Origin of the sequence: Salinivibrio proteolyticus, from assembly GCF_001996165.1 — a bacterium.
GTDB lineage: Bacteria > Pseudomonadota > Gammaproteobacteria > Enterobacterales > Vibrionaceae > Salinivibrio > Salinivibrio proteolyticus.
Genome location: NZ_MUFP01000007.1, coordinates 101923 through 115101 on the forward strand (window position 1 = coordinate 101923; position 13179 = coordinate 115101).

Consider the following 13179-nt stretch of genomic DNA (forward strand, 5'->3'; position numbering starts at 1 on the left):
CTGCACGGAAGCAGCCCAACCCAATCTCTTTATTGACGAAATGTGCGAGGGGTGGGGATCAAGTTATGTTTGTTGAGCAAGCGATACATGGTGGCTCGCGACACGCCCAACTCTCTCGCCGCTGCCGACACCTGCCCTTTGTTCGACTCGAGTACCGCAATCAATGCATCGCGCTCTGACTCTTCGCGTATTTTGCGCAGACTTTGTTTGTAGTCCCCTTGGCGAGGTAAATCGAGATGTTCCGCTTCGATGACCAAGTGATCGGCAAGAAGCACGGCCCGTTTGACTTGATTGATCAACTCCCGCACGTTCCCCGGCCATGAATAGGCGCTTAATACACTCTTGGCTTCATCTGAAAACGTTCGCGCTTGGGTATTATATTGACGGGCAAACTTGAGCAGAAAATAGTCGGCTAAGTCGATAACATCGGCTTGTCTATCTTTCAACGACGGCATGTTAATACGCAACACATTCAGCCGATAATACAGATCTTCTCGGAACAATCCTTCAGCGACCCGTTTCTCTAAATCCATATGGGTTGAGGCGATAACACGCACATCCAAATCACGATTGTATTTGTCGTGACTGATGTCCAGCATCCCCTCTTGCAATAAATGCAATAAATGGCTTTGTAAGTGCAGCGGTAAGTCACCGATTTCATCAAAAAATAAGGTGCCTTTATGGCATTGGCGTATTTTTCCGGGCGCCTCGTCATCACCCAATAATTCTTGCTGCATTTGCTCGTCGGCCAATGCCGAGCATTTAATCGACTCAAACGGGCCTTTAGCGCGGGTAGATGCGTTATGAATCGCCAGTGCGACCAGCTCTTTACCTGTCCCACTCTCACCGGCCACCAATACAGACACATCGGTTGGAGCGACACGTCGCACCTGATCGCGCAGCTTTTTCATTGCAGGGCTTTTGCCTTCCAAGCCCATATCACTGTGATCGCCCAAATGGGGCCACACCTGACGCTCCAAACGCAGCATCCCCAATTGGTGACCAATGGTACTCATCAACTGTGAGTTCGGCACTGGCGAGGTGAAGTAATCAATGCAAAAGCTGACAATAAACTGGCAGATTGCTTCATTCCCCAATTGCTCCTCACGCACCAAGGCCAACCAACGCACTTGCTTGTTACGGTTAACCATAGACGCGACGCCATTGAGGCTAAAATCATCGTGGCTTAAGTCAACAATACCAATACAGGGGCCAATGTCTTGCAACAAAGATTGCGCTGCGCGCAAGTCATAACAACGATGACACCGCCAGCCTGCTTGTTCCAGGGTTGCTATCCAAGGCTCATACGGGCCCCCGACGACCACCAATGAGCTCAAGTTTGTTTCACTCCCTGTGTGTAATCCCATAACCTCTGCCTTACATCCAGTCTGTGATACTGCGGAAGAACCAAAGTCCCATTATAAGGGGGCCTTAGCTTGATTCTGTCTCAATAAAGAGACATTGAGTAGGTCAGAATACGTATAATTTTAGTCACTCGTCGCAAAAAGCAGAATAAAATAAGGCTTTTAGCGCGGGCATGATTCCGCAGATAGAAAAAAAGCGGCTCGAAAGCCGCTTTTTGATCAAACCTAACGATTTAGCCGTTTTGTTGCGGGCGCATCGCTGGGAATAGAATAACGTCACGGATGGTATGCGTGTTGGTAAACAGCATCACCAAGCGATCAATACCAATCCCTTGTCCTGCCGTTGGCGGCAAACCATGCTCAAGCGCGTTGATGTAGTCTGCATCATAATACATGGCTTCATCGTCGCCCGCGTCTTTCGCTTCCACTTGGGCTTTAAAGCGCGCGTCTTGATCTTCCGCGTCATTCAGCTCCGAGAAACCGTTCGCCACTTCACGACCACCGACAAAGAACTCAAAGCGGTCGGTTACAAACGGGTTGTCATCGTTGCGACGTGCCAGTGGTGAAATATCCGCAGGATACTCTGTGATAAAAGTTGGCTGAATCAACTGAGGCTCAGCGGTTTCACCAAAGATTTCTTCCATCAGCTGACCGGCAGTCCAGAATGACTCCACACTGATTTTCAGTGATTTGGCAATCGCCGCGAGATGATCACGGTCTTGCGCATTCTCGTAGGTCAGTGCTTGGATCTCAGCATGATCAGGGTTGTACTGCTTGATCGCATCCAGCATGGTCATGCGTGGGTATGGACCAGCAAAGTTAATTTCATGCTCGCCGTATGGCATCACAGATTGCCCCAGAACCTCGAGAGCAACACGCGATAGCATGTCTTCGGTCAAGTCCATCAGATCATTGTAATCCGCGTACGCCATATAGAATTCCATCATAGTGAATTCTGGGTTATGACGAGGCGACAAGCCTTCGTTACGGAAGTTGCGGTTAATCTCGAACACACGCTCAAAACCACCCACGACCAAACGCTTAAGATAAAGCTCTGGCGCCACACGCAAGTACATATCAATGTCTAGCGCATTGTGGTGAGTGATAAATGGACGTGCAGTCGCGCCCCCAGGGATGACATGCATCATCGGGGTTTCTACTTCCATAAAGTGTTTTTCTACCATGTAGTTACGGATAGCAGTCACTACACTGGAACGGATTTGGAACGCCTGACGCGATTCTTCGTTGACGATCAAGTCGACATAGCGCTGACGATAGCGCAGCTCTTGATCCGCCAAGCCATGGAATTTTTCAGGCAATGGACGCAAAGCCTTGGTCAGCAACTGGTAGCGTTCCATATTGACATACAGATCGCCTTTGCCGGATTTGTGCAACGCACCGTGTACACCGATAATGTCACCGATATCCAAGCCGTGGTATTCGGCTTTCACTGCCTTTTGAACGTCTTTAGAGGCATAAGCTTGAATACGGCCTGAGACGTCTTGTACCACCAAGAAAGGACCACGCTTTGCCATGATACGGCCTGCGATCGTCACTTTATGATCGAGCGCTTCTAGCTCAGCTTTTTCTTTTTCGCCAAATTCAGCTTGTAGGTCCGCAGCAAGGTGCTCGCGACGGAAATCATTAGGATGACCGTTCGCCTTGCAGTTTTCACGGATGTGATTCAGTTTGGCGCGACGCTCGGCTATCAGCTTATTTTCGTCTTGTAACTGGTCAGTCATAGAAAACCCTTTACTCAAAGTCGTGATTACAGGCCAGATTTGAGGCTGGCTTCAATAAATTTATCCAAATCGCCGTCAAGTACGGCCTGTGTATTGCGGTTTTCAACCCCGGTGCGCAAGTCCTTGATGCGTGAGTCATCCAGCACGTAGGAACGGATCTGGCTTCCCCAGCCGATATCTGACTTCGCGTCTTCGTTGGCTTGTTTTTCCGCGTTTTGCTTTTGCAACTCAAGCTCAAACAGTTTGGCGCGAAGCTGCTTCATCGCTTGGTCTTTGTTTTTATGCTGCGAACGGTCGTTCTGGCACTGCACCACCGTATTGGTCGGCACGTGAGTAATACGGACCGCTGACTCTGTGGTGTTAACGTGCTGACCACCCGCGCCAGACGCGCGATACACATCAATGCGCAGATCGGCAGGATTGATGTCGATGGCAATATCATCGTCAATTTCAGGGTATACAAACGCAGACGCAAACGAGGTATGGCGGCGACCACCCGAATCAAACGGTGACTTACGAACCAAACGATGCACCCCGGTTTCGGTACGCAACCAACCGTAGGCGTATTCACCTGTAATGCGCACGGTGGCAGACTTTAAGCCGGCGACTTCACCTTCAGATACTTCAATGACTTCCGCTTTAAAGCCTTTCGCATCGGCCCAACGCAAGTACATGCGTAACATCATGTTGGTCCAATCTTGCGCTTCTGTGCCGCCGGAACCGGCTTGCAGATCGATATAGCAATCTGACGCATCGTGTTCACCGGCGAACATACGGCGAAATTCCAGCTTCTCAAGTTTGGCTTCTAAGTCGGCAAGCTCTGGCTCGACTTCATCAAAGGTTTCTTGATCGTCTTCTTCAACGGCGAGCATCAAAAGCTCGTTAACATCCTCACCACCTTGGGTGAGTTGGTCAATGGTTTCAACCACAGCTTCCAGCGAGGCACGCTCTTTGCCCAGAGCTTGTGCGCGCTCAGGTTCGTTCCAGACGTCTGGCTGTTCTAATTCGGCATTAACTTCTTCTAGACGCTCTTTCTTGGCATCGTAGTCAAAGATACCCCCGAAGAACATCGGTGCGTTCAGCGATGTCCGCGAGGCGGTTTTTGATTGGATTGATCTCAAACATGGTCAAGCATCTTCATTTGCGGAAATTTAACCGCCGAATTTTAGCGAATTGTGGGGTCAATAAACAGGGCATGACGGAAAAAGCCGCACAATTAAGCACTCTCCAGATGAGAAACAATCAATTGCGCACTGCGATTACCACGAAACTCGTTAATATCCAGTCGGTAGACTAACCGCATCTGCTTCACRCTCGGATCCGGCCAACGGCGCACATCGATATTAAACGCAATTGCATCAATCATGGCACCACCGTCTGGATGCTCCACCATTAATTTCAGATGCTTACTGCCAACCAGCTTTTGCTGTAGCACCTTAAACGTGCCATCAAATTGCGGCTCCGGAAAACCTTGTCCCCAAGGGCCCCCTGCTTGGATAAGCTCCGCGGTTTCGATGCTCAAGTCACGACTCGACAGTTCCCCATCACTGAGTAGTACGCCTTTGAGATCATCGTCGCTGACCGCCTCACGTACTTGCGTATCAAACAAACGGACAAAACGCTCAAATTCACTCTCATCGATAGTCAGCCCTGCCGCCATGGCATGCCCGCCAAACTTTTTGATCAAGCCGGGATGCTGAGTATCGATCCGATCCAGCGTATCGCGCATGTGCAATCCTGGAATCGAACGTGCCGAGCCTTTAATGGTGCCATCGCCCCCATCGGCAAACGCGATCACAGGACGATGAAACTGCTCTTTCAGACGCGAGGCTAAAATACCAATCACGCCTTGATGCCAATCTCGTTGAAAGAGTGCGAGGCCAACGGGTAAGTCTTGTTCGCTTTTTTCTGCAATCAAGCGTTCACACCATGCCACCGCTTCTTGCTTCATCCCGGCTTCAATTTCTTTGCGGGTTTGGTTAAGTGCGTCCAACTCAGAGGCCATGCGTCGCGCGGCGTGGATATTGTTGCTCAGTAACAGCTCCACCCCAAACGACATATCATCCAGTCGCCCCGCCGCGTTGATCCTTGGGCCTAAAGCAAATCCAAAGTCGCTGGCCACCAAGGTCGCCATGTTTCGGTTCGCGACTTCGATCAGAGCCTGAATACCGGGGCAACATCGTCCTGCACGAATGCGCTGTAAGCCTTGGTGCACCAAGATACGGTTGTTGGCATCCAATGCCACCACGTCAGCTACGGTTCCCAATGCAACCAAATCAAGCAGTTCCGCCAAGTTCGGTATCGCAATGCCTTGTTGCTCAAACCAACCTTGTTCACGCAAATGGGCCCGCAATGCCAGCATCAAATAAAATGCCACCCCGACACCAGCAAGGGCTTTGGACGGAAAGCCACAGTCATTTAGATTAGGGTTTACCATCGCATCTGCGTCAGGCAGCTGCTCTCCGGGTAGGTGGTGATCGGTCACCACCACTTGCATGCCTAGCGCTTTGGCATGCGCGACTCCGGCCAACGATGACACACCATTATCAACGGTCATGATGAGATCAGCATCACGCTCGGCCGCTTGATCGACGACGTCAGGACTCAGTCCATAACCATCGTCAAAACGGTTTGGCACTAAATAATCGACCCGCGTTGCGCCCATCATGCGAAGCGCCTTCACCGAGAGCGCCGACGAGGTCGCGCCATCAGCGTCAAAGTCTCCCACGATAAGAATCGACTTGTGGGTTGCGATCGCCTCCGATAGCAGTGCAACAGCGCCTTCGATACCGGTTAACGCTTGGTATTGATGTAAGCCTGCCACACTGCGGTTTAACTCACTGTCTTCGCGCAGTCCTCGGTTGGCATACAAGCGTTGTAGCAAAGGGGGAATATCATCACTAAAGGCCGGCGTGATCGTCGGCATTCGTCGTTTTATCTCTATCATAAACACCAATCAGGGTTAGCCGCGTGGATGATGAGTTTGATGCAGCTGTTTCAAGCGCTCAGTCGCAACATGGGTATAGATTTGGGTCGTCGAAAGGTCGCTATGGCCAAGTAACATTTGTACCACTCGCAAATCAGCACCGTGATTGAGCAAATGAGTCGCAAACGCGTGGCGTAACACATGCGGGGAGAGCGCGTCGCTATCAATCCCCGCCAGCTGAGCGTAATACTTAATACGATGCCAAAACGTTTGGCGTGTCATCTGTCGCGCCCGTTTGCTGGGGAAAAAAACATCGGTACTGGTTTCGCCAAGCAGCACAGGCCGGCTGTGTGCCAAATAGTGCTCCAACCAATCTACCGCAGTTTCTCCCATCGGCACCAAGCGCTCCTTGTCGCCTTTACCGACCACACGGACCACACCTTGCCGTAAACTCACATTTTCAGTGGTCAAGCCCACCAGCTCAGTGACACGTAATCCCGTGGCGTAAAGCAACTCAAGCATGGCTTTATCGCGCAGCTCCAGCGGATCGTCGGTATTGGGCGCATCGAGTAATGCGTCAATTTGCTCTTCACTGAGATCTTTCGGCAAGCGTTTCGGTTGTTTAGGGCTAATTAAGGTGGCACTCGGATCATCCGGACGCAGCTTTTGACGGTATAGATACTGGAACAAACGACGCAGTGCCGACACCATACGGGCTCGGCTGCTGGGCTGGTAGGCTTGTTCGTGCAACCAGTACTGATAATCCTGCAAGTCCTGTTTACTCACCGACAGCAATGCACGGCTATCAAGCCAGTGGCAGAGCTTGAGCAAGTCATTCCGATAAGAGCCGAGGGTGTTTTCCGATAGCCCCCGCTCCATCCACATGGCATCGAGGAACTGCTCGATTAATTCAACATTCTTGTTCACATTCAGCCTGCTTATTGGGGAAAACTCGAATAATAACGGCGCCACACGCGACTTAGCGCGGGTCATTATACAAAATGTCGGCGCCGCTTGCTGGATCAAATTACCCACCAGCAGGTAAACTGCAGGTAATCAAACCAAATGAGTCAAACTATGAGAATCGGTCTGTTTTATGGCTCAACCACCTGTTATACCGAAATGGCAGCGGAAAAGATCCGTGACTTTATCGGCGACGATTTGGTTGAGTTGCACAACGTCAAAGAAACGCCGCTGGCCAAAATGGCAGAGTATGACTTGCTACTTCTCGGCATTTCAACTTGGGACTTTGGTGAGCTGCAAGAAGATTGGGAAGCCGTTTGGCAAGACATTGATAGTCTGCAACTACAAGGCAAAGTAATTGCATTATTTGGCCTTGGCGACCAAGAAGGCTATGCCGAATGGTATCTTGATGCCATGGGCATGCTCCACCAGCAGCTGCAAGGCAGTGGTGCGCAATTTATTGGCTATTGGCCCACCGAAGGCTACCGCTTTGATGCGTCTAAAGCTGTGACAGACGACGGAAAACAGTTTGTTGGCTTGGCCCTAGACGAAGACAGTGAGTACGACCTGAGCGACGAACGGATTCACACCTGGTGCGAGCAAGTTTTGGTCGAATACCAAGCGTTACTCGAACAGGCCTGATACCTCGCCTGTTGATACAAAAAAACCGCGCCTGAGAGCGCGGTTTTTTTATTGGGTAAGATCGTTACGCTTGCGCGAACTTATCCGAACTTGTCCCAAGCCATTTCGCCACAATCATGGCCGCCACGGTCGGGAGCAACCATGCCATGCCAACATCGAACAATGGCAAGAAGTTAAAGGTGCTCATATCCACACCCATCACTTTCACCGCATCGAGCAGGCTAAACAGCAAGGCTACGCCAAGTACGACACGATAACCCAATGCTGGGTTTGGCAACCAGCGACGGATAAAGGTTAAACCGATCAGGGCAATTGCAACCGGATACAAGGCAAACAATACCGGCACTGAGATCGCGATCAGTTGTTTAAGGCCCACGTTTGCAACAATTGCACACGCTAAAGACACCACAACTACCCAGCGGCGATAGGTCCAACTGGTCAAAGTGCTAAAGTAATCGGCACAGGCGCTTACCAAGCCAATCACTGTAGTGAGACAGGCCAAGCCAATAATCGCCGCCAAAATCATTTGCCCCACAGGACCAAACAACGCATTAACGTAGGCGGCCATGATTTCGCCACCATTTTGCGTCCCGGCGGCCACTTCACTGGCAGTCGATCCCAAATAAAACAGAGAAATGTAAACAAACGCCAAGCCGGCTGCTGCAATCACGCCTGCATAAATCAGATACATACAGGTCGTTTTATTGTCTTCGATACCTTTTTTGCGAATCACATCGACAATCAGCATACCGAACATCAGTGCCGCAAAGGTATCCATGGTGTTGTAACCTTCGAGGAAACCTGTGGTCAACGCATTGTTCACATAGGCGCCTTGCGCCGCTGCCACGTCACCCTGAGGATTGACAATCACAGCAATCGCAAGAATTGCCAACGCCGCGAATAGCAGCGGAGTCAGTAGCTTACCAATCGAGTCAATCAATTTGCCCTGAGAGAGTGAGAAAAACATAGCAACGGCAAAAAAGACGATGGAGAAAGCTGTCAGTTCGACTTGGCCTGGCTCGAGCAAAAAGGGCTTAAAGCCAATTTCGTAAGCAACGAGCCCGGCACGAGGCGCAGCAAAAGCAGGACCGATAATGATAAAAATCAGCACCGCCATTAAAGTGGCGAGTCCCGAGGGTAAATCACGCGTCAGGCCTTTCCAGCCGCCACCAGCGATGGCAACCGCAATGATACCAACCAGCGGGAGACCAACAGCCGTGATCAAAAAGCCCGTCATGGCGGACGTGAAGTGTTCACCGGCTAACATGCCAGCTTGAGGCGGGAAGATGATATTCCCTGCGCCTAAGAAAAAGGCGAAGGTCATAAAACCTAACGCTAAAATATCAACTAATTTTAAACGCTTAGTCACGATTAATTCCTACAGCTTTAGATGGTGTTTGCAATGAGTAATGATTCGCCCAGCTGAAACCTAGATTTATAATATTTTGTTTCATACAACGGGCAGAATTTAGAATAATGAACAAGATCGCCATCACAGTAAAGCCATAGCAGCAAAACCTTGTGATCTTCTGTTTTAAAAGTAACAGTTAGCTCAATAAACTGGCTGTGATGTTAAAATCGATATTTTTTAACAGACCCAATTAGTAACAGGCTGATTACACAATAGTAAAAAACACTGCTATGTGGGCAGGATGAATCAAGCGGATAAAGGCAACCCAGTGAGCGAATTTCGATTTAAACAATTTAGCGTGACTCAAGACAACTGTGGGATGAAAGTCAGTACCGATGGGGTATTGCTGGGCGCTTGGGCTGACCCCAAACAGGCGGAGAATAGCCTCGATATTGGCACAGGAACCGGCCTCCTAAGCTTGATGCTTGCGCAGCGTTTTCAACATTTATCGCTCACCGCCATCGAGTACGATCCCGCCGCTTATGCCTGTGCAACCCAAAACGTGCGTGCCTCCCCCTTTTCAGCGCAAATTCAGCTACGACAAGGCGACATTACACAGTGGCACACGAGCACACGCTTTGAGCATATCGTATGTAACCCTCCCTATTTTACCAGCGGACAAACCGCACGCGATGCAAAGCGTGCCACGGCTAGGCATGCACACACATTGACGCATGAGGCGCTGCTTCACGTGCTCGTTGCGCGATTAACCCCAAGCGGATGCGCCGATCTTATCTTGCCGGTTACCGAAGGCGAGCGATTGATTGCCGATGCGACACAATATGGCCTGAACCTCCATCGTCAGGTGTACGTTTACCCGACCCCTAGCAAACCCGCATCACGATTACTTTTTACCCTCAGCCCCACGACGCATCCATTGATCTCTGATACGCTGGTGTTACGTGATGACCATAACCACTTTACCCCCGCGTTTGCTGCATTAACGCGCGATTTTTATCTAAAATTGCCCTAATCAGTACACACCTTTCTGGTAGTCACTCGGTGTGATCTATTTACTGATACTCTGCATATCGACGCGATTTACGTATATAATGCCGCTCTTAACTGTCCTTGGAGAACAACCCTGTGCGAAGCTTTGCCGAACTTGAGCTCGATCCTGAATTGCTCAGTGCCCTCGACGATATGGGCTATCAACGTCCAACGCTTATCCAATCCGAGGTTATCCCCCACGGGATGGATGGACGCGACATTTTAGCCTCTGCGCCAACAGGTACAGGCAAAACCGCCGCCTTCTTGTTGCCTATGTTACAGCACTTGCTCGACTTTCCTCGCCAAAAGCCTGGGCCGGCGCGCGTGCTGATCTTGACCCCAACCCGCGAGCTCGCGATTCAGGTCGCTGACGAAGCGCGCGCCTTGGCAGTCAACACAGAGCTCAAGATTTTCACCATCACCGGCGGTATTTCCTATCAAGATCATGCAGAACAGTTAGGCAAAACACAGGATATCGTCGTCGCCACACCGGGGCGACTCATGGAGTACATTGAGGCAGAACGCTTCGACTGTCGCGCCATCGAGTGTTTGGTGTTAGATGAAGCCGACCGCATGCTCGATATGGGATTTGCCAGTGCGGTAAACCGCCTCTCTGATGAATGTCAGCGTCGCAGTCAAACCATGTTGTTTTCCGCCACACTTGAAGGTCGCGGCGTCACTGGATTTACCGAAAGCTTGTTGACCGACCCTGAGCTTATTAATGTGGAGCCACCCCGCCGGGAGCGCAAAAAAATCACCCAGTGGTATCACCGCTGTGACGATCTAGCGCATAAACGCGCCTTGCTGAAACATATTCTTACCGAGCAAGCCGAGCGCGCCATTGTGTTTGTCAAAACACGCGAGCGTTTAGCCGATCTGCGTGATTACATGCAGTCACAACAACTGGATTGTGCGTGGATCCAAGGTGAAATGCAGCAAGCCAAACGCAACAATGCAATTAGCCGGTTTAGTGAAGGTAAAGTGAACGTCTTACTGGCCACCGATGTCGCCGCACGCGGTATTGATGTGCCAGATATTACCCACGTGATTAACTACGACTTACCGCGTACCGCAGATGTCTACTTACACCGCATTGGTCGCACCGCACGCGCGGGTAAAAAAGGCTCGGCCTTGTCATTGGTAGAAGCCCATGATCAGCCGATGATGGAACGTATTTCGCGTTACATGGATGAAGATGTTAAAGAGCGAACCATTGATGGCCTGAAGCCAAAACATAAAAAAGCAGAGCATAAGAAGAAAAAGAAGAAGCAAACCGGTAAAAAAGCCGTTTCTGCTAAAAAGCCGAAAAAGCGTAAAAAGAGCTAGACAGCCCTTACCTGCTGCGACAGCTTGATTGTCCATCGCTTATATGAAGGAGGCCGCATAAGGCCTCCTTTTGTTTTGTTATCCCGTCTATTTTTCTGAACACAAAACGATCAGATTCACACATCAAAAAATCAAATGACACAAAATATTAACAATTGAGCACCAAATCAGTTTAAGATGCGGGTGGATAAAAAAACAACATGATGCAAACACAGTAGAAGGAACTCACTATGCAATCGTTTGTCGATTTTTTGAATAGCATCATTTGGAGTCCAGTGCTGATCTACACCTGCTTAGGTGCCGGCCTGTTCTACTCCATTTTGACGCGTTTCGCACAAGTCCGTCACTTCTCGGAAATGTGGCGATTACTTTTCTCCGGCAAAAGCTCAGAAAAAGGGATTTCATCCTTCCAAGCACTCGCCGTCTCACTCTCGGGTCGTGTCGGTACCGGTAATATTGCAGGGGTTGCTGCTGCAATTGGGTTTGGCGGCCCAGGTGCGGTATTCTGGATGTGGGTCGTCGCCTTTCTCGGTGCGGCTACCGCGTACACAGAGTCGACCCTCGCACAAATTTACAAAGAAGAGGATAACGGTGAGTTCCGCGGCGGCCCAGCGTATTACATTGAAAAAGCGATGGGTCAGAAGTGGTATGCCATTTTATTTGCGTTCGCGACCCTACTTGCATGTGGTGTGATGCTGCCGGGCGTGCAGTCTAATGCAATCGGTAACGCAGTAGAGACCGCTTTTGGTTCTGGTGCTATGGTTGATACGGCGATGTTTGGCGCCCTAGAGGTGTCGAAAGTCATCACCGGTGCATTTATTTCCGTTGTACTTGGCTTCATCATTTTTGGTGGTGTAAAGCGTATTGCCCACTTTACTCAAATCGTTGTGCCATTTATGGCGCTTGCTTACATCATCATTGCGTTCGTGATCATCTTGCTGAACATCAGCGAGATCCCTGGTGTCATTGCTATGATCATCGGTGATGCCTTTACACCGATGGCAGGTGCCGGTGCTGCGATTGGCTGGGGTGTGAAACGTGGCGTCTACTCAAACGAAGCCGGACAAGGAACAGGCCCTCATGCCGCCGCCGCTGCCAACGTTGAGCATCCGGCACAGCAAGGTTTAGTGCAATCATTCTCCGTCTATATCGATACCCTGTTAGTTTGTTCTGCCACCGCGTTTATGATCATCATTACCGGAGCCTATAACGTACATGGTGCGGGTGACGCCTTTATCGTGCAAAACCTCGCGTCATCTGTCGCAGCGAACAGCCCTGAGTTTACGCAGCTGGCTATCGAGCAGGCAATGCCGGGCCTAGGTAAACCCTTTATCGCCTTTGCATTGTTCTTCTTCGCATTCACAACCATCTTGGCTTATTACTACATCGCCGAAACGAATATCGCGTACTTACGCCGCACTTTCAAAGTGCCCGGTATGATGTTTGCGCTTAAAATCGTGCTGATGTCAGCGGTATTCTATGGGTGTGTACGTAGCGCGAACCTGGCGTGGGCATTTGGTGATGCTGGTGTCGGTCTGATGGCATGGCTCAACATTGTCGGTATTATCATTATTTTCTTTATTGGTAAGCCCGCACTCAAAGCGCTTAGAGACTATGAAGAACAACAAGCGAAAGGGGTTGAGACCTACACGTTTGATCCTGTGAAATTAGGGATTAAGAATGCAGACTATTGGGAACAACGCCTTGCTCGTCGCCAACAAACGCAAAGCGACCAAGCAGAAGGTGGAAAAGGTAAGCCGGTGAATCCCACCGCGTAACTACTGCTTAGTTAGCATCAAAAAGGGCGCCCACCGG

The 13179-nt window shown here is 50.2% G+C and carries 10 protein-coding genes; 4 read left to right on the forward strand and 6 right to left on the reverse strand.

Annotated elements, in window-relative coordinates; genetic code table 11:
* Positions 1-29: 29 nt before the first annotated feature.
* The 5 genes from BZJ19_RS07315 to xerD form a co-directional block, all read right to left on the reverse strand.
* Positions 30-1367, reverse strand: coding sequence for a sigma-54-dependent transcriptional regulator (locus tag BZJ19_RS07315; protein WP_077675117.1), 1338 nt, complete (start codon positions 1365-1367; stop codon positions 30-32).
* 230 nt (positions 1368-1597) lie between these two features.
* Positions 1598-3106, reverse strand: a complete 1509-nt coding sequence (lysS, locus tag BZJ19_RS07320) for a lysine--tRNA ligase (RefSeq protein WP_077675118.1) — start codon at positions 3104-3106, stop codon at positions 1598-1600.
* 26 nt (positions 3107-3132) lie between these two features.
* Positions 3133-4231, reverse strand: a protein-coding gene (prfB, locus tag BZJ19_RS07325) for a peptide chain release factor 2 (RefSeq protein WP_101494789.1) whose coding sequence is annotated in 2 segments (ribosomal slippage) — positions 3133-4155 and positions 4157-4231 — 1098 coding nt in all. Because the reading frame shifts where the segments join, the coding sequence is not laid out codon by codon here.
* Between the two features lie 91 nt (positions 4232-4322).
* Positions 4323-6053 carry a single-stranded-DNA-specific exonuclease RecJ gene (recJ, locus tag BZJ19_RS07330; RefSeq protein WP_077675119.1) on the reverse strand — a complete coding sequence of 577 codons (1731 nt, stop codon included), beginning with the start codon at positions 6051-6053 and terminating at the stop codon, positions 4323-4325.
* Positions 6054-6068: 15 nt separating this feature from the next.
* Positions 6069-6917, reverse strand: a complete 849-nt coding sequence (xerD, locus tag BZJ19_RS07335; RefSeq protein WP_232112119.1) for a site-specific tyrosine recombinase XerD — start codon at positions 6915-6917, stop codon at positions 6069-6071.
* A gap of 192 nt (positions 6918-7109) precedes the next feature.
* Here xerD and fldB point away from each other — a divergent pair, with 192 nt between their 5' ends.
* A complete protein-coding gene (gene fldB / locus BZJ19_RS07340; protein WP_069586546.1) occupies positions 7110-7637 on the forward strand; it encodes a flavodoxin FldB in 528 nt (175 codons plus the stop codon).
* A 64-nt stretch (positions 7638-7701) separates the two neighbouring features.
* Here fldB and brnQ read toward each other — a convergent pair whose 3' ends face one another.
* Positions 7702-9006 carry a branched-chain amino acid transport system II carrier protein gene (gene brnQ, locus BZJ19_RS07345; RefSeq protein ID WP_077675120.1) on the reverse strand — a complete coding sequence of 435 codons (1305 nt, stop codon included), beginning with the start codon at positions 9004-9006 and terminating at the stop codon, positions 7702-7704.
* A gap of 283 nt (positions 9007-9289) precedes the next feature.
* Between brnQ and BZJ19_RS07350 the strand changes: the two genes are divergently transcribed.
* The 3 genes from BZJ19_RS07350 (at position 9290) to BZJ19_RS07360 (ending at position 13142) form a co-directional block, all read left to right on the forward strand.
* The gene (locus BZJ19_RS07350; protein WP_235608166.1) at positions 9290-10021 is read left to right on the forward strand and encodes a tRNA1(Val) (adenine(37)-N6)-methyltransferase; all 732 of its coding nucleotides are present in this window, start codon (positions 9290-9292) and stop codon (positions 10019-10021) included.
* A gap of 113 nt (positions 10022-10134) precedes the next feature.
* Positions 10135-11364: an ATP-dependent RNA helicase SrmB gene (srmB, locus tag BZJ19_RS07355; RefSeq protein ID WP_077640932.1), complete on the forward strand. Its 1230-nt coding sequence runs from the start codon at positions 10135-10137 to the stop codon at positions 11362-11364.
* Positions 11365-11594: 230 nt separating this feature from the next.
* Entirely contained in the window at positions 11595-13142 is a 1548-nt protein-coding gene (locus BZJ19_RS07360; RefSeq protein WP_077675121.1) for an alanine/glycine:cation symporter family protein, read from the forward strand.
* Positions 13143-13179: the final 37 nt, after the last annotated feature.